The sequence below is a fragment of the Wenzhouxiangella indolica genome (genome assembly GCF_042310355.1).
In the GTDB taxonomy this organism is placed as follows: domain Bacteria; phylum Pseudomonadota; class Gammaproteobacteria; order Xanthomonadales; family Wenzhouxiangellaceae; genus Wenzhouxiangella.
In genome coordinates, this window is sequence record NZ_JBHJMR010000001.1 from 294,081 (window position 1) to 319,751 (window position 25,671).

The following is a 25,671-nucleotide window of genomic DNA, read 5'->3' on the forward strand; positions in this document are numbered from 1 at the left end:
GTTCAGAAATTGTCCTTCCAGCGCCGCAGCGCGGCGAACACCTCGACCGGCGCTTTGCCGCAGTCGGGATCGTGTGCCCGGACAGCTTCGATCACGGCCGCCTCGCGCGTGCGCAGAAAGGGATTGAAGCGCCGCTCGGCGCCGATGCTCGAAGGCAGGGTGATCTGGCCCTTTTCGCGCAGGGCCTCGACTTCACGGGCCCGCTCCTGCAGGTCCGGGTTGTCCGGCTCGACCGCCAATGCGAAATGGCAGTTGGCCTGGGTGTACTCGTGGGCGCAGAGCACGCGCGTGTCGGCGGGCAGGTCCGCCAGCTTGTCGAGAGAGGCCAGCATCTGTTCGGGCGTGCCCTCGAACATGCGCCCGCATCCGGCCGAGAACAGGGCGTCTCCGCACAGCAGCATCCGGTGCCCGAAAAAGGCGATATGAATGCTCGTGTGGCCCGGCACGCTGAGGATCTCGAATCGCGCCTCGGGTGAGTCGATCTCCACGCGATCGTCCTCGCGCAGGGGATGGTCGATCTGCGAAATCCGCCGGTCTTCGGGCCCGTAGACCGGAACCGGATGCTCGGCGAGGATGTCGTCGATGCCGTCGGTATGGTCCCAGTGGTGATGGGTGATCAGCAGTGCGCTCAAGGTCAGGCCGTTCTCTTCCAGCCAGTCCAGCGGCGGGCCGGCTTCGCCGGGGTCGACCAGCAGGGCGTGGTGGCCGTCGTGCAGGCCCCACACGTAGTTGCTTTCCAGGGTGGGAATGGCATTGAACGACAGCGGCATGGGCGGCTCCGTCTGGTATCCTTTTCGCGTGACCGAGAAGCATTCTAACGCGCCGCGCATGCCGGCCGGGTTTTCCGGCCTGCAGCCCCTGGAAACCCGCCTGGTCGAGGCCGGGTTCGATCAGCCGCACCCGAACTGGATCCTGGAAGTCGCGCCCACGGCCAGCGCTTCGCCCCAGGTCGACCTGCGGCGCAGCCGCGTGCTGGTCGACGCTGATAGCTGTTGCTGGCCGTTCCGCGCGGCGCTCGACTGCTGGCCGTTGGACGACAACAGCGTTCCTGCCGTGCTGCTGCGTCACGTCTGGCAGCCGGCCGTCCGCGGCGACCTCCTCCAGGAGGCTACGCGCGTGCTCAAGCCCGGCGGTGTGCTGGTCTCGGTCTCGGCCAATCCCTGGCATCGGCTGGCCTGGCGGGAACTGGGGCGTGCTGCCTTGCGCCTGCCCAGCTGGCCGCAGTTCCAGTGGATGCATGTCCGTTGCGAGCTGAAGCTGTCGATTTCGGCCAACGTCCAGCTTCGCGGAATGGTCCCGGGGCTGGTCCCGGTACTCGTTCTGGTCGCGCGCAAACCCTCGGAGCCAGCGCGGATCACGCCCGTTCGCTTCCGGGAGCCGCGGCTCGCCGGCGGCTCGCCCGTGCCCAGCCAGTGCCGCGCCGCATGAGCGAGCCGGTGCACATCTGGACCGACGGCGCCTGCCTGGGCAATCCCGGGCCGGGTGGCTGGGGCGCTCTGCTGCGCTGGAACGGCCACGAGAGCGAGCTCTCCGGCGGTGAGCCCGAGACGACCAACAATCGCATGGAGCTGATGGCCGCCATACGCGGGCTGGAGTCGCTCAAGCGCCCCTGCCGCGTGGTCCTGACCACGGATTCGCAGTACGTGCGCAAGGGCATTACCGAGTGGATGACCAACTGGAAGAAGAACGGCTGGAAGACCGCGGCGAAGAAGCCGGTCAAGAACGCCGAACTGTGGCAGCGTCTCGACAAGGCGCGCGAGCGTCACGACGTTCAATGGGACTGGGTCAAGGGCCACAGCGGCCACCCCGAGAACGAACGCGCCGACGAACTGGCCAGTGCGGCGGCGAGTGCCCAGAAATAAAAACCTTTTGTCCACAGATGAACACAGATGAACACAGATATAAAAACAGAAAGACTATTTTCGGCTCCGTTCATCAATCGAAGATTTTGATGTCGAAATTCGCCGTTCAATGACCGCAATGAATTCTTTTATCTACTGTTATTTTCTTTTATCTGTGTTTATCTGTGTTCATCTGTGGACGAATAGGGTTTTTCCCAAATGAGGCAGATCGTACTCGACACCGAAACCACCGGCCTGGAACCCGGCGATGGCCACCGGATCATCGAGATCGGCGCCCTGGAGATGATCGAGCGGCGCCAGACCGGGCGCAGCTTTCACGTCTATATCAACCCGGAGCGGGACGTCGAAGACGGTGCCCTCGCGGTTCACGGGATTTCCAACGAGTTCCTGTCCGACAAGCCGCGTTTTGCCGACCTGGCGGACGACTTTGTCGAGTTCATCCGCGACGCCGAGCTGATCATCCACAACGCGCCCTTCGACGTGGGCTTCCTCAACGCCGAGCTGGCCCGCCTGGAAACACCCAGCTGCGTCGAGGATCACGCCACCATCCTCGATACGCTGCCCCTGGCGCGCGAACTGCACCCGGGCCAGCGCGTCAGCCTGGATGCCTTGTGCAAGCGCTACGAAGTGGACAATTCCGGCCGCGATCTTCACGGCGCACTGCTCGACTCGGAGCTGCTGGCCGAGGTCTACCTGGCCATGACCGGCGGCCAGGTCGACCTGGCGCTGGATCTCTCGGGTGAGCGTGACGGCGGCGACAGCGCCAGCGACATGGTGCTGGAGGTCGATGTCTCCAGGCTGGTCGTTCGCGCGGCCGATGAATCGGAACTGGCCGCGCATCGTGCGCGCCTGGAGGCGATCCGGGAAAGCGCCGGGCATTGCATCTGGCAGGATGCGTTGAGCCAGGACTGAAGCCTTACTGGCGCTCGCCACCCTCGTCTTCGGAGGCCTCGGGTGATCCCGGGTTCGACGCCTCCGCCCCGACCAGAAGGGGATGATCCCGTCCCTCCATCCACAGCAGGATCTCGTAGAAGGTCCGGATGTTCTCCACGTACTGCACCGGTTCGTAGCCCCGCGCATAGCCGTAGCGGGTCTGCGAGTGCCAGCGCTCCTGGGTAAGCAGCGGCAGGGATTCACGCACGTCCACCCAGCGGTCGGGATCGCCGCCGCGAATCTCGGTCAGTCTGCGCGCGTCTTCCAGATGGCCGTAGCCGACGTTGTAGGCCGCCATGGCCAGCCACAGGCGGTCGGGGTAGTCGATGCGCTCGAGAACCCGATCGATCATCGAGCGCAGGTAGCGGGCGCCGCCCATTATGCTCTGCTCGGGATCGACGCGGTTGTCGACACCCAGCTGCCGCGCCGTGCGCTGGGTGAGCATCATGATGCCGCGCACGCCGGTGCGGGAAACGGCGCCGGGGTCCCAGTGCGATTCCTGGTAACCGACCGCGGCCAGCAGGCGCCAGTCGAGGTCGTGGGATTCGGCCGCTTCCTCGAAAAGCGGCCGGAGGACCGGCAGCCGCTCGCGAATCTGGCGCATGAAGGTGAACGTGCCGACGGGTTCGTAGTTGTCGATGTGTCCGTAGTGGCGCTGGCGCAATTCGGCCAGCAGCGCGTCGGCCTCGGCCACCAGGAAGAATTCGCGCATGACCTGCACCAGCGAATCGTCATCGCTGCGCTCGGTCGCCCAGGCCAGTGGCTGGGGCTCGCCCAGCTCGAACGCCGGCCGGATGGCCGGGAAGAAGCGGCGATTGAGTTCGAGGATGTTGGAGTCGATGATCGTGTAGTCGATCTCTTCGTTGCTGATGGCCTCGAACAGATCCTCGATGCTGGCATGCGGGCGGATTTCGGGTTCGAGGTCGACATCATGCCGGGCGAGCAGGGGTCGGTAAACAGTGCCTTCCATCAGCGCCAGCCGCCCGTCGGACAGTTCCGAGACGGACCGCGGTCGCCGCGACCCGCGCCGGTAGACGACCGTGGGCACGACGTCCTCGTAGGCGGGACCGAAGCGCAGTTGCGACTGGCGCGGGGCGGTTCGTGTCAGGTTGGCGGCGATGAAGTCCCCCCGACCCTCGGCCAGTGCCGGAATCAGGTCGCCCACGCTCGGGACGGTAATCACCTGAAGCGGTACGCCGAGGTAGCGGGAGAATGCCAGGGCCAGTTCGTACTCGAATCCGGTTTCTCCCTCCGGGCCCAGGTAGTAGGTCGAGGCGCCGTTGACCGTCAGCATCACCAGGTTGCCGCGAGCCTGGATGCGATCGACCTGGGTCAGCCCGCTGTCGCCGGAAGTCGTGGCGATCAGGATCGCGAGCGCGATCGCCAGCACCCGGCCGAGCGTGCCCAGTCGCCGGCCCAGGGCGTGGCGCCAGCCTGTGGTGGCGTGGCCCGCCTGCTTTGTCCGGTCATTCATGGGGCCGGAATGATCGGTTTGGGCGGGCGGTGGCGATGGTGGGTCATGCGAGCGCCGTGCGGAAAATCACATTGTCCTTTATAGCGGATTTTCGGTCTGAGCTTAAGCCGTCTGCCTCTGCTAGAATAGCCGGCTTTTCTCTGCTCGAGCGACCTGGCCATGGCCCGCGATACCCAAGCGATTCGCACCCGTTTCGCACCGTCCCCCACCGGCTTTCTTCACATCGGCGGGGCGCGCACGGCGCTGTTCTGCTGGCTCGCCGCGCGAGCTACCGACGGCGAGTTCGTGCTGCGCATCGAGGATACCGATCGCGAGCGCTCCACCGCCGAGTCGGTGCAGGCGATCCTCGACGGCATGGCCTGGCTGGGCCTGGGAGCGGACGAAGGCCCGTTCTACCAGAGCGAGCGCATGGATCGCTATCGTGAAGTGGTCGATCGACTGCTCGACAACGGCCAGGCCTATCGCTGCTACTGCTCGAAAGAGCGCCTGGAGAAGCTCCGCGAGGCGGCCATGAATGCCGGCGAGAAGCCGCGCTATGACGGCCATTGCCGCCATCTCGATGAAGCGCCCGAAGGGGTCGACCCGGTCATTCGTTTCCGCAATCCGCTCGAGGGCACGGTGGTTTTCGACGATCGCGTGCGCGGCCGAATCGAGGTCTCGAACGGTGAACTCGACGACCTGGTGATCATGCGTGCCGACGGTTCGCCGACCTACAACTTCGCGGTGGTCATCGACGATCTCGACATGGCGATCAACCTGGTCATCCGCGGTGACGACCACATCAACAACACGCCGCGCCAGATCAATATCTACCGCGCGCTCGACGCCGAGCCGCCGGAATTTGCCCACGTGCCAATGATCCTCGGCGACGACGGGGCGCGCCTGTCCAAGCGGCACGGGGCGGTCAGCGTCATGGCCTGGCGCGAACAGGGCTACCTGCCCGACGCCATGATCAACTACCTGGCGCGCCTGGGCTGGTCGCACGGCGACCAGGAAGTGTTCTCGCGCGAGGAACTGGTCGAGCTGTTCGATATCGCCGACGTCAATCACAAGGCATCGCGCTTCGATACGGCGAAGCTCAACTGGCTCAACCAGCACTACCTGCGCGAGGGTGACCGCGACCAGGTCCACTCCGAAGTGCTGTGGCACCTGCAGAGAACGGGCCTGCACGCGGAGAACGGGCCGCCGCTGGCCGACTTGATCCCGGTGCAGGCCGAGCGGGTCGAGACCCTGGTCGAGCTGGTCGAACGCAGCCGCCCGTTCTACGAGGATTTTGCCGACTACGAGCGCAATGCCGCCAAAAAGCACCTGCGGCCGGTCGCCGCCGAGCCACTTCAGAATCTGCGCGATCGACTGGCGGAACTGGCGCACTGGCGGGCCGAGGACCTGCAGGCAGCCGTGCAGGCCACGGTGGACGAACTGGGTATCGGTTTCGGCAAGATCGGCATGCCCCTGCGCGTGGCGCTGATGGGCCACGGCGAATCGCCATCGATCGACAAGACCCTCTGGCTGATGGGCCGCAAACGCACCCTCGCGCGCATCGACCGCGCCCTGGCCCACATCGCCGACCGCGCTGCGGCGCAGGGTTGAGGTTGGCGGGCAATAGCCCCTAAAAACCATTAAACCACCGAAGACACCGAAATCACCGAAATTGCACGAGCGGTGTTAGTCGATGCAGATCAGAACGACTTGACCTGCTGAGGTTGCTTAAGGCCAAGACCACTCAATTCTTGGTTTTTTCGGTGACGTTCGGTGTCTTCGGTGGTTCCTCGGTTTTTCTTCGAGACTTTGCAGTCGGCTCCATTCAATCGTCCTGATAGAATGAAAGCATGGATTCCAGCCAGGTCATTCGTGAGGTTGAGCAGCGCTGCAGGCAGCGTGGGTTGCGGCTGACGCCGACGCGGCGGCGGGTGCTCGAGCTGGTGTTGTCGGCCGAGGGGCCGGTCAAGGCCTACGACCTGCTCGACCTGCTCAAGGCCGAGCAGCCCAATGCGGCGCCGCCGACCATTTACCGGGCCCTGGAATTCCTGCTCGATAACCATTTCATCCACCGTCTCGAGTCGCTCAACGCATTCGTCAGCTGTTTCCATCCGGCCGAGTCGCACCAGGGGCAGTTCCTGATTTGCGACGGCTGCCAGTCGGTGATCGAGATTCACGACGCAGGCCTGACCCGCCACCTGCGCGAGGCGGCCGAGCACGAGCATTTCCGTCCCAGCCGCCAGGTGCTCGAGATCTACGGGCTGTGCAGCGACTGTCGCGAGGCCGGTCGCGAGTGAGCCGCCGCGAGCGTCTCTATCACCTGCACGACATCCTGCGCCAGCGGCGCACGCCGATATCCCGCCAGGACCTGATGGCCGAACTCGGCTGCAGCCAGGCCACGCTCTACCGCCTCATCAACGAATTGCGCGACCACCTCGGCGCGCCGCTGGAGCAGGACGCCGACGGCCGGGGCTTTTACTACGATCGCAGCCTCGCGGGCAGTTTCGAGCTGCCCGGCCTGTGGATCAGTCCGGACGAACTCCAGGCGCTGCTGACCGCCCGTCACGTGCTCGGTAACGTGCAGCCGGGCCTGCTCGAGGACGAGCTCGAGGGCGTCCAGCAACGCATCAACCAGTTGCTCGATGCGCAGGGATTGAACTTCTCCGCGCAGCCCGGGCGCATCAATATTCGCCATGACGCCGGGCGGCCCGTTCCGGCCGATCTGTTCGAGGACGTGCTTCAGGCACTGTTCAAGCGTCAGCGTCTGGTCATCACCTATCACGGCCGCCGCCGCGACGACGTCAGCGAACGCGAGGTCTCGCCCCAGCGCCTGACCAGCTATCGCGATCGCTGGTACCTGGACGCCTGGTGCCATCGCTCGGAAGGTCTGCGCAGCTTCGCCCTGGAGCGTATCCGCGGCATCGACCGGCTCGATCAGGAAGGCACGGAATTGCCCGAGGAGGAGATCGCCCGGCATTTCGACCAGGCTTTCGGCATTTTCTCCGGGCCGGCCGAGCACGAGGCCGTGTTGCGCTTCAGTTCCGAGGCGGCGCGCTGGGCGGCCGACGAGATCTGGCACCCGGAGCAGCGCGCCGAGTGGCGCAAGGACGGCCGCTTCGAGTTGACCGTGCCGTTTGGCCGCAGCCGCGAGCTGATCATGGAGATCCTGCGCTACGGCGCCGACATCGAGGTCGTGTCTCCCGGGTTCCTGCGCGAGTCGGTGTCCAGTCAATTGGAGGCGGCGCTGGGTCACTATCGCTAGCGCGCCGCTGGAAATCGCGTCGCGAGGGGCGTAGAAAGGACATTGTAGGGAGCTTGTAACGGTCCTGTCATGAAATGGTCACATGACATTGCTGCAATGGCGGCAGGTCACTGCAAGGCGAACCATGAATACCCAGACCATTCTGGTAGTGGAAGATGACGAGGCGATCCGCGACATGATCGTTTTCAACCTGGAACGCTCCGGTTTCCGGGTTCTGGAGGCGGGCGACTGCCAGACCGCACGGGTAAGGATTGCCGATGACCTGCCGGATCTCCTGCTCCTCGACTGGATGCTGCCCGACACCAGTGGGGTCGAGCTGGCCCGCAGCCTTCGTCGCGACGAGATGACCCAGGAGCTTCCGATCATCATGCTGACCGCCCGCACCATGGAAGACGACAAGGTTCGCGGTCTCGATAGCGGCGCGGACGACTACGTCACCAAGCCGTTCGGCGCGCGCGAGCTGATTGCCCGCATCAACGCCCTGCTGCGCCGCACCGCGCCCGGCGGGGCCGACGAGGAGGTGGCTGTCGACGGTTTGGTGCTCAACACCGCCAGCCATCGCGTGACCGCCCAGGGCAAGCCGATCGATCTCGGACCGACGGAGTTCCGCATGCTGCGCTTCTTCATGACCCACCAGGACCGCGTATACTCGCGCACGCAATTGCTGGATTACGTCTGGGGCGGCGGGGTCTACATCGAGGAGCGCACCGTCGACGTGCACGTCCTGCGCCTGCGCAAGGCGCTGGCACCGCTGGGTTTCGATCGCTACATCCAGACCGTTCGGGGCGCCGGTTACCGGTTTTCGGCGGTGCAGACGGCCTGATGTCGCGCGCCTGGATCAGCGAACTGCTGTTTCTGGCGGTCCTGCTGGCCGGCGCCGTCTTTCTGGCGCTGCTTTTCGGTCATCTTCCATGGTTTCTTCTGCTCGCCTTCGTCGTCCTGAACGCCCGCTGGTTCCGCCAGCTCCATCGCCTAGACCGGTGGCTACGCAGCCGCAGGCGCAACCCGCCGGCGTCCTGGGGCGTCTGGGGCCAGCTTTTCGACGACTACTATCGACTCCGGCGTCGGCACCATCTGAGCAAACGCCGGCTGGCCGCGGTCATTCGCGAATTCCGCGAGGCCACCGCGGCCATGCCCGACGGCACGCTGGTGCTCGATCGCGACTTCCGGATCCTTTGGTACAACCAGGCCGCTTGCCGGCTGGCGGGGCTGACCAGCCGTAGTGATTTCGGTCAACCGGTATCCAACCTGATCCGGAGCCCCAAGCTGGTGGGGTTCATCGAGGCGGGCGACTACGACAACGCCGTGGAAATCGCCTCGCCGATCGACTCGAGTCGCCGGCTGATGCTGCGACTCGTACCCTACGGCGATCAGCAGTACCTGCTGTTGATTCGCGATGTCACCCGCTTGCATCGACTGCAGGCCATGCGCCGGGATTTTGTCGCGAATGCGTCCCACGAGCTGCGCTCACCGCTGACAGTGCTCGGCGGCTACCTCGACTCGATGGTCGAGGACCGCGATCTCGACCCGGCCTGGCGCGGGCCGGTTCGCCAGATGCGGGCCCAGACAACGCGCATGAACAATCTGGTCAACGACTTGCTCGAGCTCTCAAGGCTCGAGACCGAGGAGAGCGATGCGCCCCTCGACAGCCCGGTGGACATGCCGGCCCTGATTCGACGGCTGGCGCGCGACGCCGTCCTGGCCGATGCCGAGGCGCATCCGCTTGATCTGCGTGTGGATTCCGAGCGTTGCCTTCTGGGCGCCGAGAACGAGCTTTACAGCGCGCTTTCGAACCTCGTCATCAACGCTTTTCGATACAGCGACCCGGGACGGCCGGTGTCGGTCACCTGGCATGCCCCGGATGACGGCAGCCTGGTGTTCGAGGTACGCGACCAGGGCGTGGGCATCGATCGGCGGCACCTGCCCTTCATCACCCAGCGTTTCTACCGCGTGGACAGTTCTCACAGCCGATCGCAGGGTGGCACGGGCCTGGGCCTGGCCATCGTCAAGCATGTGCTCAAGCGCCACGGGGCGCGCCTGGAGGTGGATTCCGAGCCCGGGGCAGGCAGCGTGTTTCGCTGCGTTTTTCCCGCCGAGCGCAGCTGCCAGGCCCCCCAGCGCCGAAGCGTCACGATGTAACCGAAGTGTCATTTTCCGTTCATACAATGCCCAATCAGTTATCCAAGGAGTCGATCAAGATGATCAAGCACCTGCTCAAGATTTCCGCCTGTGCCGCAATGCTGGCCAGCGGCGCGGCCTTTTCGCAGGCCGAAGTGGATCCGGACTTGCCGGAATACGAGCCCGTTTCCGGAATTTCCGGCAACCTGTCGTCGATTGGTTCGGACACGCTCAACAACCTGATGACGCTGTGGGCCGAGGAGTTCCAGGACTACTATCCCAACGTCAATATCCAGATCCAGGGTGCCGGGTCTTCGACTGCACCGCCGGCGCTGACCGAAGGCACGGCCAACTTCGGCCCGATGAGCCGCCACATGCGTTCCTCCGAGGTACAGGCCTTCGAGGAAAAGCACGGCTATCCGCCGACGGTCGTCGGCACGGCGATCGACGTGCTGGCCGTCTACGTCAACAAGGACAACCCGGTCGAGTGCCTGACCATGGAGCAGGTCGATGCGATCTTCTCGGTTGGCCGACGCTGCGGCGGCGCCAACGACATCACGCGCTGGGGCCAGCTCGGCCTGGAAGGCGAGTGGGACAACCGCGACTTTTCGCTCTACAGCCGCAACGCGGTGTCGGGCACCTACGGTTATTTCAAGGACAACGCGCTTTGTGGCGGTGACTTCAAGCCCTCGATCAACGAGCAGCCGGGATCGGCATCGGTCGTGCAGGGCGTGAGCGAATCGCTCAACGGCATCGGCTACTCGGGTATCGGCTACGAAACCTCCGGCGTCAAGGCGATTGAACTGACCCATGTCGGTGACGACCAATGCTTCGCGCCGACTCCCGACAACGGCGTCAGCGGCGACTATCCGCTGGCCCGCTTGCTGCTGGTCTACGTCAACAAGAATCCCAACCGCGAGCTGCCGCCGCTGGAACGCGAGTTCTTCCGAATGGTTCTGTCACGCCAGGGTCAGCAGGTTGTATTGCGCGACGGCTATATTCCCCTGCCGGAGTCGGCTGCTTCGCGCATTCGCGACGAGCTGGGACTATAGACATCGTCCGGATCGCATGTTGAGTCCGAACGGCCCCGCCACTTTCGGGGCCGTTCGATATCGACCTGCCGGTTACCACCATCATTGATCCATCACGAGTTCCTGGATGAGCAACAACGCGACACAAGCAGGCCAGCGGCAGTCCAATCTGCCCAGCGCCGAGGCAATGGCGCGTCGTCGGCGCAGCCGCTACCTGGCTGACGGTGCAGCGCGCTGGATGGTGCGCGCCGGCGGCGGCGGTGTGGTTGTGGCACTGGCGCTGATTTTCGTGTACCTGTTCAGCGAGGTCTTGCCACTGTTCAAGGGTGCATCGGTGGAGCGCCAGGACAGCTACGTTACGGCCGATTCAGGGACGACGGCGCCGGCCTATATGGCGCTGGAGCGCTATGGCGAAATCGGCATGCGTTACAGTCGTTCCGGCGAACTGGTATATTTCCGGCTCGGCGACGGCGAGGTGATCCGCCGCATCGACCTGGCCGTGCCTGAAGGCGTACGGGTGACCAGCGTCGGAAACGGCGAGCCGCGCGCCCGGCGGGTAGCCTTCGGCCTGAGCGACGGTACGGCGATCATTGTCGAGCACAACCATGAACTCGAGTTTCCCGAAGCGGGCGTTCGCAACGTGGTTCCGGATCCGAGCTTTCCCGTCGGCTCCGACCCCGTCGTGGTCGACGATTCGGGCGAGCCCCTGACCGCGATTGCCGTCCAGGAGTCGCGCGACGACACGGGCGTGGCGGCGCAGACGGCCGACGGTCGCATGCTGTTCGTGCGCTACCGGGTGCGCACCGGCTTTCTGTCGGGCGAGCGCGAGATCCAGCGTGAGCAGCACGACCTTCCGGCTTTCGGCACGCCGGTCACCCAGCTTCAGCTAAGCGCCAACCTCTGGAACCTGGTCGCCGCGGATGCCGGCGGCAGCCTGATCTACTGGGATATTTCCCGGCCTGCCGAGGCCGTGATGCGCGATCGCCGCCAGGTCGCCGGTGAACAGGGCGAATCGATTACCAGCCTGCAGTTTCTCAACGGCACTTTTTCGGCCGTCGTCGGCACCTCGGAAGGCAACTTGTCCCAATGGTTTCTCGTGCGCGACGAGACCGAGGACGCCGGCGACAACATTTTCTACCTGGCCCGGGCACGGGACTTCGAACAGCACCCGGGTGCGATCATGGCGATTCAGCCCGAGTACGCGCGCAAGGGCTTTATCGCCGTCGACGACGCCGGTCATCTCGGCCTTCACTACGGCACCTCGGCGCGAACGCTGTTTCTCGACCGGGTATCCGACGAGCCCCTCGTCGGCGTTGCCGTCTCTCCCGTCAACGAGCGTATCCTCGTCGAGGACCGGACCGGCACGATCACGGAGTTCGATGTATGGAACGAGCATCCGGAAACCTCGTTCCGTGCTCTCTGGAGCAAGGTCTGGTACGAAGGCCGCTCCGATCCCGACTACGTCTGGCAGGCGTCGTCGGGCAGCGACAGTTTCGAGCCCAAGTACTCGATGGTGCCGCTGACCGTCGGCACGCTCAAGGCCGCCTTCTTCGCCATGCTCTTCGCCATGCCCCTGGCGATTGCCGGGGCGATCTACACCGCCTATTTCATGTCGCCCAAACTGCGCGGCAAGGTCAAGCCCACCATCGAGGTGATGGAAGCGCTGCCGACAGTGATTCTTGGCTTTCTGGCCGGTCTGTGGCTGGCGCCGTTCCTTGAAAATCACATCCCGGCGGTGTTCACGGTGTTGCTCGGTTTGCCGCTGTCGTTCCTGTTCATTGCCTGGGTCTGGTCGCAACTGCCGAGAGGATTCCGCAATCGCGTGCCCGGCGGCTGGGAGGCGGTGATACTGATGCCGGTCGTGTGTCTGCTGGTGTGGGGCCTCGTCGAGCTCTCGCCGCTGATCGAAATCTGGTTCTTCGACGGTTCGATGCGGCAGTGGTTTACCGATATCGGCATCAACTACGATCAGCGCAATGCGCTGGTGGTCGGCATCGCCATGGGCTTTGCCGTGATTCCCACGATCTTCTCGATCGCAGAGGACGCTGTTTTTACCGTGCCGAGACATCTGACGCAGGGCTCGCTGGCGCTGGGTGCCACGCCCTGGCAGACGGTCACCCGGGTGGTTCTGCTCACCGCCAGTCCCGGTATCTTCTCGGCGGTCATGATCGGCTTCGGCCGCGCCGTCGGCGAGACCATGATCGTGCTGATGGCCACGGGCAACAGTCCGGTGGTCAACTTCAATATCTTCGAAGGCATGCGCACCTTGTCGGCCAACATCGCCGTGGAGTTGCCCGAGACGGCCGTCAACTCGACCCATTTCCGCGTGTTGTTCCTGGCCGGCCTGGTGCTGTTCGCCATGACCTTCATCGTCAACACCATCGCCGAAATCGTGCGTCAGCGTCTGCGCGCGCGCTACAGCAATCTGTGAGGTCGCAGTGAAGTTCAGGGAATGGTTCAAGTCGGGCGATCCGTGGATCTGGATGATCGGCGGTGCTTTGAGTATCTCGATCATCATGGTCGTGGGTCTGCTGCTATTGATCGCCGTTCGCGGATTTGCCCACTTCTGGCCGGCCGAGCTGGTCGAAACGACGGTCACGGCCGTCGACGGCAGCGAATCGGTGATTCTCGGCGAAGTGGTCGAGAGCGAGACGCTGCCCGCCGACCGTGTTCGCGAGGCCGGGCAGCTCATCGACGACGACACGCTGGTCATCACGCGGCATTTGTTCAAGGTCGGCAACCGCGACCAGACCGGGCGGGATTTCGTCTGGCACCTGGAGGCCGCGATGGGGCCGTGGACTTACCCCGAGGACGCCATGATGCTCGAGCGGCGGGAGTGGGGCAATTTCTACGGCTATCCACTCCGGCTCGAAGACAATGGCGAGACCGTGGCCCGCGGCGAGGCGCTGTGGCCGGAACTCCAGGTCCGCATCAAGCGGGCCAACGAACTGCACGAGCGCATCCAGCAGATCGAGCGCTACGAAATCGGCCGCATCAACCGTCAACTGGAAGCCATCCGGCTCGAAGAACGCGGTCTCGATCACCGCGGCGTAACCGGTGCCGAGCGTGAGGCCGCGATGGCCGACCTGGACGCGCGCCGGGCAGTGCTGCAAGAGGAGTACGAAGCCCTGCGCGCGCAGCGCAATGATCTTCAGCAGCGAAACCAGGGCGATGTGCTGCACGCGCGAACGGCCGACGGGCGCGAGGTGAGCATTCAGGTCGCCAAGATCGTGATGGCGTCGCAGAACAATGCGCTGGGTCTCGGCGGCAAGCTGTCTTTCTACTGGCATCGCATTACCGACTTCCTCACCGGCTACCCGCGCGAGGCCAATACCGAGGGCGGCATTTTCCCGGCGATTTTCGGCACGGTTGTCATGGTGCTGATCATGTCGGTGCTGGTTACACCGTTCGGCGTGCTGGCGGCCATCTACCTGCGCGAGTACGCCCGCCAGGGGCCGATCCTGAAGATGATCCGGGTGTCGGTCTACAACCTGGCCGGCGTGCCCTCGATCGTCTTCGGTGTTTTCGGCCTGGGGTTTTTCGTCTACATGCTTGGCGGCAGTATCGACCAGTTGTTTTTCCCCGAGCGCCTGCCGGCACCGACATTCGGTACGCCGGGCCTGTTCTGGGCGTCGCTGACCCTGGCCTTGCTGACGCTGCCGGTGGTCATCGTTTCCACCGAGGAAGGCCTGGCGCGCATTCCGCGTACCGTGCGCGAGGGCTCGCTGGCCCTGGGCGCGACCAAGTGGGAGACCCTGTGGAAGGTGGTCGTGCCCTTGTCGGCGCCGGCCATGATGACGGGGCTGATTCTGGCCGTGGCGCGCGCTGCCGGCGAGGTGGCGCCGCTGATGCTCGTCGGCGTGGTCAAGCTCGCTCCCAGCCTGCCGGTTGACGGCGAGTTCCCCTACGTGCATCTCGAGCGAAAGATCATGCACCTGGGCTTTCACATCTACGACGTCGGCTTCCAGAGCCCCAACGTGGAAGCCGCTCGGCCGCTGGTGTATGCCACGGCCTTGACGCTGGTAGCCCTGATCCTGATCCTGAACCTGAGCGCGATCGCGATCCGCAATCGCCTGCGTGAGAAATATCGCTCAGAAAGCGATTGAGCGTTTCCATGGAGCGATTCAAAATGACAGAACCACCGAACACACTGAAGTCACCGAAAAGGTTCTGTGGGGTTTGCGTCTACTTTGATTCGGATTTCGGTGAATTCGGTGTCTTTAGTGGTTCCAACAAAATTAACGTCGAGAACTGAGCAGTCAATAATGGAAGAGAATCAACAGGCAACGCAGATTTCGCCCGGTGTATCCGTCAACCAGGAGCGCCAGGCGCTCAATATCGAGCGCGAGGACATCTGCATCGAAACGCGCGGCCTCGATCTTTACTATGGCGAGGACCAGGCGCTCAAGAACGTCAACCTGCGCATTCCGCGCAACCGGGTAACCGCCTTCATCGGGCCCAGCGGCTGCGGGAAGTCCACCTTGCTGCGCTGCTTCAACCGGATGAACGACCTGATCGATATCTGCCGGATCGAAGGTGAAATCCTGATCGACGATCAGGATATCCACCACCGTAATGTCGACGTGGCCGAGCACCGCAGGCGCGTGGGGATGGTGTTCCAGAAGCCCAACCCGTTCCCGAAGTCGATTTACGAGAACGTTGCCTACGGGCTGCGCCTTCAGGGCGTCAACGATCGCCGCAAGCTCTCGGAAGTGGTCGAGAACGCCCTGCGCGCGGCGGCCTTGTGGGACGAGGTCAAGGACCGACTGGACGACAACGCCTTCGGGCTCTCGGGTGGTCAGCAGCAGCGCCTGGTCATTGCGCGCGCGATTGCCATCGAACCGGAGGTGATCCTGCTCGACGAGCCCTGCTCGGCGCTGGATCCGATTTCGACCGCCAAGGTCGAGGAATTGATCATCGAGCTGAAAGAACGGTATACCATCGTCATCGTGACGCACAACATGCAGCAGGCCGCGCGCGTTTCGGACTTCACCGCCTACATGTACATGGGGGAGCTGATCGAGTTCGATGATACTTCGCGCCTGTTCACCAACCCGCGCCGCAAGGCGACGGAAGACTACATCACGGGTCGCTACGGGTAATCAGATATGGACAAGCTTCATCTCGACAAGCATATTTCTCGCCAGTTCAACGAGGAGCTGGAGTCACTGCGTCAGCAGGTCATGGCCATGGGGGGGCTGGCCGAGGAGATGATCAACGACGCAACGCGCGCGGTGGTCGAGGGCGACACCGAGCTGGCGCAGAAGGTCATCGCGTCCGACGATCGCGTCAACGAGATGGAGAAGACCATCGACGAGCGTTGCATCATGGTACTGGCCAGGCGCCAGCCGACCGCCAGCGACCTTCGCCTGGTGGTGGCCATGATCAAGGCCATCAACGACCTCGAACGAATCGGCGATGAAGCCGAGAAGATCGCCCGCATGGCGATCAGCCTGGCCGAAGCCGACCGGCCGCGGAACAACTACCGCGAGCTCGAGATCATGGGCACGACGGTGCGCGGCATGCTCCACGACGCCCTTGACGGTTTCGTGCGCCTCGCGCCCGAGGTAGCCGTTGAGCTGGTGCGCGAGGACAAGAACGTGGACGCCGACTACGAGGCGGCCCTGCGCCAGTACCACACCTACCTGGTCGAGGACTCTCGCAATACCAGGCGCATCATCGACGCCATCTGGGTGGCTCGCTCGATGGAGCGGATCGGTGACCACGCCAAGAACATCGGCGAATACATCGTCTACCTGGTGGAAGGCAAGGACCTTCGCCACGCCAGCCTGGCCGAAATGGAGCGCGAGCTCGGCGACGGCAGCTCGTCGAGCTGAGTTGGCCCGGCGGGAATCTCATTGCCGCCGGACGAACGGGTTTCTCAGGTTTTGAGAAGGTGCCGTGCTGAACTGTCATCACCTTAAAAGTGATGGAGTACAGCCATGCAGGCGGCAATACGATTCAACCAGGCCCGTTCACGAACCCGGCGCCGTGACTTTTTTCGCCACCAGACGCGCCAGCTCGGCGCCCTGGCCGGTGAACTGCTGGCGCTCGCCAGCCTCGCACTCGCACTGACGACCGGCATGATGCTCGTTTCCGGGCTCGTCGGCGGGCACTAGTGCGGCGTGGTCCGCCGGGCGCCGGACCCGGCGGGTCCGCGCGCTTATTTGCGCTTGTCAGGCGGCTTGTTCCGACCGGCGGACGGGACCGTTGAGCAGCGCGTCACGCGTGGCTTCGACGATCAGGTCGACTTCGGCGGTGGTAATGCCGAAAGGCGGGGTGTAACGCAGGGAGTTGGCGCCGCCGTGGATCACGTTGATGCCGTGCATGCGCAGGTACTCCTCTGTCGAACCTTCTCCATAGGCCTTGTAGACGCTGCTGTCGAGCTCGACGGAGAACAGCAGTCCGGTTCCCTGGACGCGGGTGATGCGGCCGTCCAGCTCATCGGCCAGCTTGCCGAACTTGTCGAGGAATTCCCGGCCGCGCTCGACGATGTTGTCGCGCAGTTGGGGCGTGACCTGGCGCAGCACGGCCGTGCCCACGTCGAGCGCGCGGGGGTTGGCGGTCATGGTGTTGCCGTAAACGCCCTTGCGGTAGAGGTCGGCGGCCTTGTCGTTCATGGCCAGCACCGACAGCGGATACTGCCCGGCATTGAGCGCTTTCGAGTAGGTTTCCAGGTCGGGGGCTTCCAGGCCTTCGAAGCCGGGGTAGTCGACCACCGACAGCACGCCCTGGGTGCGCAGGCCGGCCTGGATGGAGTCCATCAGCAGCAGGGTGCCGTGCTCGGCCGTCAGGCGCCGGGCCTCGGCGTAGAACTCGGGGGTGACGGCCATGCCCGGGTTGCCTTCGCCCATCACCGGCTCGAGGAACATGGCCTCGATGAACACCTTGTTCTTCGCGGCCCAGTCGAAGACCTGCTGCAGGTGCTCGATGTTGTTCGGCTCGACCGTGATCAGCGTGTCCTCCTCGCGGTAGGAAGCCAGGTGCTGCGTGTAGGTCTTGCGGGTCGAGTCGGAGAAGCGCGCGGGCCGGTCGGTACGGCCGTGGAAGCTGCCCGACAGCGACAGGCGATGCAGCTTGTGGCCCGCCTTCGGGCCGCCCGGGTCGGTCATTAGCTTGGCGTTGATGTCGCAGATGCGCCCGGCGACGGTAACCGCCTCGGAGCCGGAGTTCATGCACAGGAAACGGTGGAACGGGCAACCGTCCTGACGGCGATTGCCGATCTCCGTGGTGAGCGCATCGAAGAAGCGCTGGTGCGAGAAGCTCGGCGTCATGATGTTGGCCATCACGTGCGGCTGGTTCATGGTCTGCAGGACGGCGTCGGGGTTGTGGCCGAGGCCGAGCATGCCGTAGCCGCCGGAATCGTGCAGCACCGCGCCCTTGGCGGTGACGATCCAGGGCCCGCGGGCAGCCAGCGCCACGTAGGGGTTGACGCAGTCGTCGGCGTAGAAGTTGACGTAACCCGACTGCAGGGCTTCCTTCTGGTCGGCCTCGTCGATGGCCATCAGCTCCGGGTAGGCTTCGCGCCAGCACTCCAGCACGCCCAGCGCATCGTCCACGGCCTGGGGCAGGCGGGGATCGCTTTCGGCAAAGCGTTCGATGACGTCGTCGGCCAGGCCGGTGGTCAGCGGCTTGCCGCCGATCTTGCGCAGGGTGTCGAGTTTGCTGATGATGCTCACGCGCGTCTCCTTGTAGGGTGGTCTCGCAGCGGAATAAACCGGATATTGTAGCAAGCGGCGGCCCAAAAGGCTTCCACGCGCAACTTTTAGTCCGCGGGCCGTGCAACGACGATGCGGCGTCCGCCGCCGGCGTGGTCATCGATGCGCACCTGCCAGTCCGCGGCCGGCAGCCAGCCTGCGCCGCGCTCGGGCCACTCGACCAGCAGGAGGCTGCTTTCGCCCACCAGGTCTTCCAGGCCCAGATAGGCGATCTCCTCGCCGTGCCCCAGGCGATAGAGGTCGAGATGATGAATGTCGCGGCCGCCGATCGTGTAGCTCTCGATCAGCCCGTAACTGGGACTCTTCACCCGGCCTTCGAACCCCAGCGCGCGCAGCAGGCCCCGGACCAGCGTGGTCTTGCCCGCGCCCAGGTCGCCGGAGAGATAGACGATGCCGCCGAGGCGGAACAGGTCCGCCAGTTCATGGCCCAGCGCCAGGGTGGCCGATTCGTCGGCCGCGACGAACTCGCGCGCGTCACTCACGCCGGCAGCTCTCCGGCCAGGGCGGCGATAAGGTCACTGGCCAGGATCTGGCGCTGGCCGCGGGCGGCGCGGTCGCCTGCAAGGGCATGGACCAGTGCGCCGCAGCAGGCGGCATCATGCGGGCCGAGGCCCTGGCCCAACAGCGACGCGACGATGCCGGTCAGGGCGTCGCCCATGCCGGCCGAGGCCATGGCGGGGTTGCCGTGCGGGCAAACGGCCACGGTCGCGCCGGGGCCGGCGACAAGACTGCCGTGGCCCTTGAGGATCACGACCGCGTCGAATCGTTCGGCCAGGCAGGCCGCGGCGGCAAAGCGATCCGCCTGGACATCGGCCACGCTGGTGTCGAGCAGGCGCGCCGCTTCGCCCGGGTGGGGCGTGAGGATCCAGTTGTCGCGCCGGGTCGGCTCGGCGGCCAGCAGGTTGAGTCCGTCGGCATCGACCACCAGCGGGCAGTCCTGCTCGATCGAGCGCTTCCACACGGCCCGGGCCCAGTCGTCGCGGCCCAGGCCCGGGCCCAGGGCCAGCACGTCGCTGTCTTCGAGCAGGGACTCGAGTTCCGCCAGGGTTTCGACGCCGTGGCTCATCAGCTCCGGCTGCAGCGAAGGCGCCAGCGCAGCATGGGCGGCGCGCGTGGCCAGGGTGACGAGCCCGCTGCCGGTTCGCAGCGCCGCGCGCCCGGCCAGCACCGGCGCACCGGCCATGCCGTGATTGCCTCCGACGATCAGCGTCCGCCCGAGCTCGCCCTTGTGCGTGTCGGGGCGGCGGGTCGGCAGCAAGGCCCTCAGCAGCCCGGCGTCGAGCAGCGTCGCATCCGCTTTGACCGACTGCTCGATTGACGCGGGCGTGTCGAGCCGGTCGAAGTGCACGCTGCCGCACCAGCGGCCCGCCTGGCCGGTGTAGAGACCTCGCTTGCGACCGATAAAGGTCACCGTTGCTGCCGCGCGCACGCAACGGCCCCGCGGCATGCCGGTGTCGGCGTCGAGACCCGAGGGTACGTCGACGGCCAGCACGGGTCGTCCGGACGCCTCGATATGGTCGATCATTCGTGCATGGTCCTCGCGCACCGGCCGGTCGAGACCGGTACCGAGCAGGGCGTCGACGATCACGTCGCCACGCAGCCGCTCGCCGGGGCCCTCGATCGAACCGGCCATGTCCAGCCAGTCCTTCGCCGCCCGTGCCGCCGTGCCAGCGAGCTCGCCAGGCGGTTTCATGGCGATCAGCTGCACGGCCAGCCCGGCATCGCTGGCCAGGCGCGCGATGACGTAGCCGTCGCCGCCGTTGTTGCCGCCGCCACAGCAGATGCTGACCGATTTCGCTTCCGGCCAGCGCGCCCGCAGTATCTCGAAAGCCCGCCGGCCGGCCCGGCGCATCAGCTCGTAGCCGTCGATACCGTGTTCTTCGATCGCCTGCCGGTCGAGTTCGCGCACCGATTCGGCACGGTAGAGCGGCACGATGGGATAATGTCGCGCATGAGTCATGACCGCGATTATAGGCAAGGCGAGCTCGACGCCGGGGAACTGGTCGAAAAGATTCGAGCCTGGGGCCGGGAACTGGGCTTCGCCCAGGTCGGGATTGCCGACACGGATCTGGACGTCTACGAGCAGCGCCTCGATGACTGGCTGGCCGACGGCCGGCAGGGCGAGATGGACTGGATGGCCGCCCACGGCCGCAAGCGCAGCCGACCCGCGCTACTCCACCCCGGTACCCGCTCGGTGATCGTCGCGCGCATGGACTACCTGCCCGAGTCCGCCCGGAAGGTCGAGGACTTGCTCGAGCAGCCTGATCTCGCCGTCGTCTCGCGTTACGCCCTGGGGCGCGACTATCACAAGCTCATCCGCAAGCGCTTGAAGCATCTCGGTCAGCGCATCGAGCGCGAGATCGGCCCCTTCGGTCACCGCGTCTTCACCGACTCGGCGCCCGTGCTGGAGAAACCGCTGGGCGAGAAGGCCGGGTTGGGCTGGATCGGCAAGCACACCCTGCTGCTCAGCCGTCACGCTGGTTCCTGGTTCTTTCTCGGCGAGATCTACACCGACCTGGCGCTGCCCCCCGACGAGCCCGTGACCCCGCACTGCGGAAGCTGCCGCAAGTGCATCGATGTCTGCCCCACGCAGGCCATTACCGGGCCGTACAAGCTCGATGCGCGCCGCTGCATTTCCTACCTGACGATCGAACTGAAGGGATCGATTCCGGAAGAGCTGCGTCCCCTGATGGGCAACCGGGTGTTCGGCTGCGACGACTGCCAGATGGTCTGCCCCTGGAATCGCTACGCGCAGCACACCGGCGAGGCCGACTTCGCGCCGCGCAAGGACCTGGACGGCGGGGACCTGGTCGAATTGTTCGGCTGGGATGAGCAGACCTTCCTGCAACGCACGGAGGGCAATCCGATCCGCCGCACCGGCTACGAGTGCTGGCTGCGCAACCTGGCCGTCGCCCTGGGCAACGCCCCGAGTTCAGGCCGGGTCGTCGCCGCGCTTGAAGCGCGCCGGGATCATGCCTCTGAACTGGTTCGCGAGCACGTCGAGTGGGCGCTGGCGCAGCACGGGGCGTGCGACTGACTTCTCAGGACCTCAGTCGCGCCCGCAGATCGTCCAGGAAGGCCTCGATGCGCGCGGCGTTGGCGCCCACGTCGCTGCGGCCCATGCGCGACTTCGAGCGCATGTCGACAGCCGTACCGTCATTGTCCCCGCGGATGCGGATGACCACGTCGTCCTTGAAGCCGAACCAGAAGGTCGTGGCGGTGGCCTCGATGCGCCCCTGCTCCTCGTTGGCCTCGACGATCTCCCAGCCCTGCGCCCGGGCCGTCTCGAGGGCGCGTTCGAAGACAATCGCCGGCCAGGCCTCGGCTTGCAGCGTGCGAATGTCCGGGTAGGCCTCGCGCTGCTGCTCGGCCGTTTCCTCGCCGGGATATTCGACCGGGTTGGGTGCGTCGGCGCGCAGTGGTGCGATGGCGACGAATTCCGGCGGATTGGTCGTGTCGGTGGTGATGTCGTGAATCGGCGGCACGGAACGCGCCTTCTGCACCAGGGAGAAGGGCAGGGCGGCCGTTCCCAGGCCGAGCACGGCCGCGACCAGCAGCGCCACGGCGCCGCCGCGACGCGTTGCCGGGATGAGCAGCATCAGCACCGCCAGTCCGCCGGCGGCCACCCCGCCGTAAAGCGCCCAGCGCATGAGCGTGAATCCGAAGCCGAAATCCCACCATTCCATGCGTGTACCCGGACCGGCGGCCAGCAGCAGCAGGGCGGCGACCACGGCGGTGGCAAGAACGATGATGCGGAGTGCTTTCATTCTGACTCTCCCCGAAGGTATTCAGCCGGACAGCTCCGGCCGATCGATTCGAACGGTATCATACCGTCCGGATTCCAATGTCGAGTCAACGACCGCGGCGCAGGCCGATCGGGTGCGTGGCGACGACCAAGCAAGCTCGAGGAGAAAGCGTGGACTGGCTGCAGACCCTGTTGATCGCCCTCATCCAGGGCCTGACCGAGTTCCTGCCCGTCTCCAGCCAGGCGCACCTGGTGCTGTACTCCTGGGCCACGGGCGGCGTCTACCAGGGGCTGGATTTCGACATCATCCTGCACGCCGGCTCGCTGCTGGCGGTGGTCGCGTACTTCAGGCGGGAACTGCTGGTCATGGCGCGCGCCTGGACGGGCTCGCTGGTTGGCGGGCGCGCCGACGGCGATTCGCGCCTGGCCTGGTGGATCATCATCGGCACCCTGCCGGCGGTGGTTTTCGGCTTCCTGCTCAAGGACCTGGCCGAGGACGAGCTGCGCGCCATCTGGATCATGGCCACTTCGCTGATCGTCTTCGGCCTGCTGCTGGGCTGGGCCGACTGGCGTGGGCGGCGTGATCGCGACGAGTACCAGCTCGGGCTGCGGGCCGTGCTCGTCATCGGTTTCGCCCAGGTGCTGGCCTTGATTCCCGGCACCTCGCGCTCGGGCATCACCATCACCGCCGCGCTGTTCATGGGCCTGACCCGCGAGGCCGCCTCGCGCTTTTCCTTCCTGCTGTCGATCCCGGTCATCACCGGTGCGACCGTGCTCGGGCTGCGCGACCTGTCGGCCGCCGAACTGACCACGCCCTGGGGTCTGCTGCTGCTGGGCTTCGTGGTTTCGGCGCTGAGTACCTACGTCTGCATCCACTACTTCCTGGCCTTCATCAAGCGCATCGGCATGCAGCCCTTCGTGGCCTACCGGATCGTGCTCGGCGGCCTGCTGCTGGCCTACGTGCTGCTTTGATCTCGGTGCTCAGTCGCCGGTTTTCTTGAGCCGGTAGAGCCAGTCCAGTGCCTCGCGCGGGCTCAGATCGTCGGGGTCGATGTCGTCGAGCATTTCCCGCAGCGGATCGGCCGGGGACTCCTGTGCCCGTGCCGGGGCGCTGAACAGGCCCAGCTGGGGCGTGCTGGCTGCGGCGGCATCGTTTTCGAGACGATCCAGGTGCTTCCTCGCCTGGGCGATAACCGGCTTGGGCACGCCGGCCAGGCGCGCGACCTGGATGCCATAGCTCTGGCTGGCCGGGCCTTCTCTCACGGAATGAAGAAACACGATCTCGTCGCCGTGCTCGCGCGCGTCGAGGTGCACGTTGGCGATGCCCGCGTGGTCCTCGGCCAGGCGCGTGAGCTCGAAGTAGTGGGTGGCGAACAGGGTCAGCGCGCGCAGGTTCAGTGCCAGCTCGGTCGCCACCGCCCAGGCCAGGGCCAGGCCGTCGAAGGTCGAGGTGCCGCGGCCGATCTCGTCCATCAGCACCAGCGAGTGCTCGGTGGCGTTGTGGAGGATATTGGACGTTTCGACCATCTCCACCATGAAGGTCGAGCGCCCGCGCGTTAGGTCGTCGCCGGCGCCGATGCGCGAGAAGATGCGGTCGATCGGGCCGATGCGCGCCGACTTCGCCGGCACGAAAGCCCCGGCATGGGCCAGGATGGTGATCAGCGCAGCCTGCCGCATATACGTGGACTTGCCGCCCATGTTGGGGCCGGTGATGACCAGCATTCGCCGGTCCGGGTCGAGCCGGCAGTCATTGGGCACGAAGGCCTCGTCCTGGACGCGTTCGACGACCGGGTGGCGGCCTTCGACGATGTCGACGCCGGGCTGCTCGTCGAGCAGGGGGGCGTTCAGGCGCAGGGTTTCGGCGCGCTCGGCGAAGGCGACCAGCACGTCGAGCGCGGCCAGCCCGGCGGCGATGATCGCCAGGCGGCCGTGCTCGCCGGCCAGACGCTCAACCAGTGCTTCGTACAGCGCCTTTTCGCGGGCCAGCGCCCGTTCGCGCGCCGACAGCACCTTGTCCTCGAAGGCCTTGAGTTCCTCGGTGATGTAGCGCTCGGCGTTCTTGAGGGTCTGGCGGCGCGCGTATTCGGTCGGCACTTTCTCGGCGTGGGACTTGCCGATCTCGATGTAATAGCCGTGCACCCGGTTGTAGCCGACCTTGAGGGTCTGGATGCCGGTGCGCTCGCGCTCCTGTTCCTCGTAGCGGACCAGGAAGTCGCCGGCGTTCTGGCTCAGGCCGCGCAGTTCATCCAGTTCGGCATCGTAGCCTTCGGCGATCACCCCGCCGTCGCGGATGACCATCGGCGGCTGCTCGACGACGGCCGATTCCAGCAGCTCGGACAGGTCTGGACAGGGCGCGAGGTCGTCGCGCAGCTCGTCGATCAACGGCACCGAGACGCGCTCGAGCGCGTCGCCCAGCGCCGGAAGCCGGCCCAGGCCCTCGCGCAGGGTGGCCAGGTCGCGCGGCCGGGCGGTCTTGAGCGCGATGCGGGTGAGCACGCGTTCGATATCGCCCAGGCCGGAGAGCTGCTCGTTGAGGTCGGGGTGCGCATGCGTTTCCAGCAGCGCGGACACGGCCCGATGACGCGCGCCGAGAAGGGCGCGATCGCGCAGCGGATGGGTCAGCCAGCGCTTGAGCTTGCGGCTGCCCATGGGCGTGGCCGCGGTGTCCATCAGGCCGACCAGGGTGTGTTCGGTCCGGCCGTCGGGATGGATGTCGATTTCCAGGTGGCGGCGGGTGGCGGCATCCAGGATCAGGTGTTCGGCCGGGCGCACGGCGCGCATGCCGGCCAGGTGAGGCAAGTCACCGGAAAGCATGTCGCGCGCATAGCCGAGCAGGGCGCCGGCGGCGCCGACCTGCGGGCCGCGACCCTCGACACCGAAACCCGACAGGTCCTGCACGCGAAACTGCCGGCACAGCTCGCGCTCGGCCGATTCGACGTCAAAAGCCCAAGGCGGATGCTCGCGCACGGCCGTGCCGTCCTGGCTGACGGGCAGTTCGGCATCCTCGGGCAGCAGGATCTCGGCCGGGCGCAGGCGCTCGAGTTCGGCGCTCAGTTCCGCCGCCGAGGCCAGGGTGCAGCAGCGTAGTCGGCCGCCGGCCAGGTCGAGCCAGGCCAGGCCGAAGCCGTCTTTCGCCGGCAGAATGGCCGCCAGGAGGCGCTCGGCGCGCTCCTCCAGCAGGGATTCCTCGGTCACCGTGCCCGGCGTGACGATGCGCACGACCTTGCGCTCGACCGGCCCCTTGGCGGTGTCGGGGTCGCCGATCTGTTCGCAGATCGCCACGGACTCGCCTTTCTTCAGCAGCCGGGCCAGGTAGCCGTCGACGCTGTGATAGGGCACGCCGGCCATCGGAATGGGCTCTCCGGCGGACTTGCCGCGGTGGGTCAGCGTGATGTCGAGCAGGCCGGCCGCGCGCCGCGCGTCGTCGTAGAACAACTCGTAGAAATCGCCCATGCGAAAGAACAGCAGGATGTCCGGATAATCCGACTTGATCCGGAGGTATTGCTGCATCAGGGGGGTGTGTTGGGGGGTGGCGTCTGACATCAGGGT

23 protein-coding genes are annotated in these 25,671 nt (G+C 65.6%); 16 read left to right on the plus strand and 7 right to left on the minus strand.

The features are described from left to right. Positions 1-2: 2 nt before the first annotated feature. A complete protein-coding gene (gene gloB, locus ACDC67_RS01355; protein ID WP_376690042.1) occupies positions 3-770 on the minus strand; it encodes a hydroxyacylglutathione hydrolase in 768 nt (255 codons plus the stop codon). On the opposite strand from gloB, the gene ACDC67_RS01360 reads away from it, so the two are divergent. From ACDC67_RS01360 to dnaQ, 3 genes are all read left to right on the plus strand, one after another. After that, positions 754-1,428, plus strand: a complete 675-nt coding sequence (locus ACDC67_RS01360; RefSeq protein WP_376690043.1) for a methyltransferase domain-containing protein — start codon at positions 754-756, stop codon at positions 1,426-1,428. The two genes, gloB and ACDC67_RS01360, sit on opposite strands and share 17 nt — an antisense overlap. Continuing rightward, entirely contained in the window at positions 1,425-1,862 is a 438-nt protein-coding gene (gene rnhA / locus ACDC67_RS01365; protein ID WP_376690044.1) for a ribonuclease HI, read from the plus strand. Before ACDC67_RS01360 ends, rnhA begins: the two co-directional genes overlap by 4 nt. Before the next feature lie 198 nt (positions 1,863-2,060). After that, complete coding sequence (gene dnaQ / locus ACDC67_RS01370) at positions 2,061-2,774, plus strand: DNA polymerase III subunit epsilon (RefSeq protein ID WP_376690045.1); 714 nt, start codon at positions 2,061-2,063, stop codon at positions 2,772-2,774. Between the two features lie 4 nt (positions 2,775-2,778). Here dnaQ and mltF read toward each other — a convergent pair whose 3' ends face one another. Continuing rightward, positions 2,779-4,269, minus strand: coding sequence for a membrane-bound lytic murein transglycosylase MltF (gene mltF / locus ACDC67_RS01375; RefSeq protein ID WP_376690046.1), 1,491 nt, complete (start codon positions 4,267-4,269; stop codon positions 2,779-2,781). Between the two features lie 159 nt (positions 4,270-4,428). On the opposite strand from mltF, the gene gltX reads away from it, so the two are divergent. From gltX to ACDC67_RS01430, 11 genes are all read left to right on the plus strand, one after another. Then, positions 4,429-5,859: a glutamate--tRNA ligase gene (gene gltX / locus ACDC67_RS01380; RefSeq protein WP_376690047.1), complete on the plus strand. Its 1,431-nt coding sequence runs from the start codon at positions 4,429-4,431 to the stop codon at positions 5,857-5,859. Positions 5,860-6,098: 239 nt separating this feature from the next. After that, positions 6,099-6,545, plus strand: coding sequence for a Fur family transcriptional regulator (locus ACDC67_RS01385; protein ID WP_376690048.1), 447 nt, complete (start codon positions 6,099-6,101; stop codon positions 6,543-6,545). Further along, on the plus strand, positions 6,542-7,510 hold the full coding sequence (locus tag ACDC67_RS01390; protein ID WP_376690049.1) for a helix-turn-helix transcriptional regulator: 969 nt from the start codon (positions 6,542-6,544) through the stop codon (positions 7,508-7,510). Before ACDC67_RS01385 ends, ACDC67_RS01390 begins: the two co-directional genes overlap by 4 nt. 124 nt (positions 7,511-7,634) lie before the next feature. Next, complete coding sequence (gene phoB, locus ACDC67_RS01395) at positions 7,635-8,333, plus strand: phosphate regulon transcriptional regulator PhoB (RefSeq protein ID WP_376690050.1); 699 nt, start codon at positions 7,635-7,637, stop codon at positions 8,331-8,333. Continuing rightward, positions 8,333-9,649, plus strand: a complete 1,317-nt coding sequence (gene phoR / locus ACDC67_RS01400; RefSeq protein WP_376690051.1) for a phosphate regulon sensor histidine kinase PhoR — start codon at positions 8,333-8,335, stop codon at positions 9,647-9,649. Before phoB ends, phoR begins: the two co-directional genes overlap by 1 nt. A gap of 59 nt (positions 9,650-9,708) precedes the next feature. Further along, entirely contained in the window at positions 9,709-10,680 is a 972-nt protein-coding gene (locus tag ACDC67_RS01405; RefSeq protein ID WP_376690052.1) for a PstS family phosphate ABC transporter substrate-binding protein, read from the plus strand. 106 nt (positions 10,681-10,786) lie between these two features. Continuing rightward, positions 10,787-13,090 (plus strand): ABC transporter permease subunit, encoded by a 2,304-nt coding sequence (locus ACDC67_RS01410; RefSeq protein WP_459117363.1) that lies wholly within the window; start codon positions 10,787-10,789, stop codon positions 13,088-13,090. 52 nt (positions 13,091-13,142) lie between these two features. Further along, positions 13,143-14,765, plus strand: a complete 1,623-nt coding sequence (gene pstA / locus ACDC67_RS01415) for a phosphate ABC transporter permease PstA (RefSeq protein ID WP_376690551.1) — start codon at positions 13,143-13,145, stop codon at positions 14,763-14,765. A gap of 159 nt (positions 14,766-14,924) precedes the next feature. Beyond that, a complete protein-coding gene (pstB, locus tag ACDC67_RS01420) occupies positions 14,925-15,761 on the plus strand; it encodes a phosphate ABC transporter ATP-binding protein PstB (protein ID WP_376690053.1) in 837 nt (278 codons plus the stop codon). Between the two features lie 6 nt (positions 15,762-15,767). Then, on the plus strand, positions 15,768-16,496 hold the full coding sequence (gene phoU, locus ACDC67_RS01425; RefSeq protein WP_376690054.1) for a phosphate signaling complex protein PhoU: 729 nt from the start codon (positions 15,768-15,770) through the stop codon (positions 16,494-16,496). A 105-nt stretch (positions 16,497-16,601) separates the two neighbouring features. Further along, the gene (locus tag ACDC67_RS01430; protein WP_376690055.1) at positions 16,602-16,778 is read left to right on the plus strand and encodes a hypothetical protein; all 177 of its coding nucleotides are present in this window, start codon (positions 16,602-16,604) and stop codon (positions 16,776-16,778) included. Between the two features lie 57 nt (positions 16,779-16,835). On the opposite strand, the gene ACDC67_RS01435 is transcribed toward ACDC67_RS01430, so the two are convergent. The 3 genes from ACDC67_RS01435 to ACDC67_RS01445 all read right to left on the minus strand — a co-directional run bounded on the left by ACDC67_RS01435 (position 16,836) and on the right by ACDC67_RS01445 (position 20,337). Continuing rightward, a complete protein-coding gene (locus ACDC67_RS01435) occupies positions 16,836-18,338 on the minus strand; it encodes an aminotransferase class III-fold pyridoxal phosphate-dependent enzyme (RefSeq protein ID WP_376690056.1) in 1,503 nt (500 codons plus the stop codon). A gap of 86 nt (positions 18,339-18,424) precedes the next feature. Further along, the gene (gene tsaE / locus ACDC67_RS01440; RefSeq protein ID WP_376690057.1) at positions 18,425-18,859 is read right to left on the minus strand and encodes a tRNA (adenosine(37)-N6)-threonylcarbamoyltransferase complex ATPase subunit type 1 TsaE; all 435 of its coding nucleotides are present in this window, start codon (positions 18,857-18,859) and stop codon (positions 18,425-18,427) included. Beyond that, positions 18,856-20,337 carry an NAD(P)H-hydrate dehydratase gene (locus ACDC67_RS01445; RefSeq protein WP_376690058.1) on the minus strand — a complete coding sequence of 494 codons (1,482 nt, stop codon included), beginning with the start codon at positions 20,335-20,337 and terminating at the stop codon, positions 18,856-18,858. Before ACDC67_RS01445 ends, tsaE begins: the two co-directional genes overlap by 4 nt. Here ACDC67_RS01445 and queG point away from each other — a divergent pair. Continuing rightward, positions 20,329-21,414, plus strand: a complete 1,086-nt coding sequence (gene queG, locus ACDC67_RS01450) for a tRNA epoxyqueuosine(34) reductase QueG (RefSeq protein ID WP_376690059.1) — start codon at positions 20,329-20,331, stop codon at positions 21,412-21,414. The two genes, ACDC67_RS01445 and queG, sit on opposite strands and share 9 nt — an antisense overlap. 4 nt (positions 21,415-21,418) lie before the next feature. On the opposite strand, the gene ACDC67_RS01455 is transcribed toward queG, so the two are convergent. Continuing rightward, positions 21,419-22,144 (minus strand): DUF1499 domain-containing protein, encoded by a 726-nt coding sequence (locus ACDC67_RS01455; RefSeq protein ID WP_376690060.1) that lies wholly within the window; start codon positions 22,142-22,144, stop codon positions 21,419-21,421. A 149-nt stretch (positions 22,145-22,293) separates the two neighbouring features. Here ACDC67_RS01455 and ACDC67_RS01460 point away from each other — a divergent pair, with 149 nt between their 5' ends. Beyond that, positions 22,294-23,094 (plus strand): undecaprenyl-diphosphate phosphatase, encoded by an 801-nt coding sequence (locus ACDC67_RS01460; protein ID WP_376690061.1) that lies wholly within the window; start codon positions 22,294-22,296, stop codon positions 23,092-23,094. A 9-nt stretch (positions 23,095-23,103) separates the two neighbouring features. Here the strand turns inward: ACDC67_RS01460 and mutS are convergent, their stop codons facing one another. Next, a complete protein-coding gene (gene mutS / locus ACDC67_RS01465; protein ID WP_376690062.1) occupies positions 23,104-25,665 on the minus strand; it encodes a DNA mismatch repair protein MutS in 2,562 nt (853 codons plus the stop codon). Positions 25,666-25,671: the final 6 nt, after the last annotated feature.

Bases quoted from the DNA above. Each gene is read 5' to 3' on its own strand.
- dnaQ (WP_376690045.1), top strand. From the start codon at position 2,061: ATGAGGCAGATCGTACTCGACACCGAAACCACCGGCCTGGAACCCGGC.
- queG (WP_376690059.1), top strand. From the start codon at position 20,329: ATGAGTCATGACCGCGATTATAGGCAAGGCGAGCTCGACGCCGGGGAA.
- ACDC67_RS01405 (WP_376690052.1), top strand. From the start codon at position 9,709: ATGATCAAGCACCTGCTCAAGATTTCCGCCTGTGCCGCAATGCTGGCC.
- phoB (WP_376690050.1), top strand. From the start codon at position 7,635: ATGAATACCCAGACCATTCTGGTAGTGGAAGATGACGAGGCGATCCGC.
- phoU (WP_376690054.1), top strand. From the start codon at position 15,768: ATGGACAAGCTTCATCTCGACAAGCATATTTCTCGCCAGTTCAACGAG.
- ACDC67_RS01430 (WP_376690055.1), top strand. From the start codon at position 16,602: ATGCAGGCGGCAATACGATTCAACCAGGCCCGTTCACGAACCCGGCGC.
- gltX (WP_376690047.1), top strand. From the start codon at position 4,429: ATGGCCCGCGATACCCAAGCGATTCGCACCCGTTTCGCACCGTCCCCC.
- mltF (WP_376690046.1), bottom strand. From the start codon at position 4,269: ATGAATGACCGGACAAAGCAGGCGGGCCACGCCACCACAGGCTGGCGC.
- pstA (WP_376690551.1), top strand. From the start codon at position 13,143: ATGATCGGCGGTGCTTTGAGTATCTCGATCATCATGGTCGTGGGTCTG.
- gloB (WP_376690042.1), bottom strand. From the start codon at position 770: ATGCCGCTGTCGTTCAATGCCATTCCCACCCTGGAAAGCAACTACGTG.
- ACDC67_RS01445 (WP_376690058.1), bottom strand. From the start codon at position 20,337: ATGACTCATGCGCGACATTATCCCATCGTGCCGCTCTACCGTGCCGAA.
- pstB (WP_376690053.1), top strand. From the start codon at position 14,925: ATGGAAGAGAATCAACAGGCAACGCAGATTTCGCCCGGTGTATCCGTC.
- ACDC67_RS01455 (WP_376690060.1), bottom strand. From the start codon at position 22,144: ATGAAAGCACTCCGCATCATCGTTCTTGCCACCGCCGTGGTCGCCGCC.
- ACDC67_RS01410 (WP_459117363.1), top strand. From the start codon at position 10,787: ATGAGCAACAACGCGACACAAGCAGGCCAGCGGCAGTCCAATCTGCCC.
- mutS (WP_376690062.1), bottom strand. From the start codon at position 25,665: ATGTCAGACGCCACCCCCCAACACACCCCCCTGATGCAGCAATACCTC.
- ACDC67_RS01385 (WP_376690048.1), top strand. From the start codon at position 6,099: ATGGATTCCAGCCAGGTCATTCGTGAGGTTGAGCAGCGCTGCAGGCAG.
- rnhA (WP_376690044.1), top strand. From the start codon at position 1,425: ATGAGCGAGCCGGTGCACATCTGGACCGACGGCGCCTGCCTGGGCAAT.
- phoR (WP_376690051.1), top strand. From the start codon at position 8,333: ATGTCGCGCGCCTGGATCAGCGAACTGCTGTTTCTGGCGGTCCTGCTG.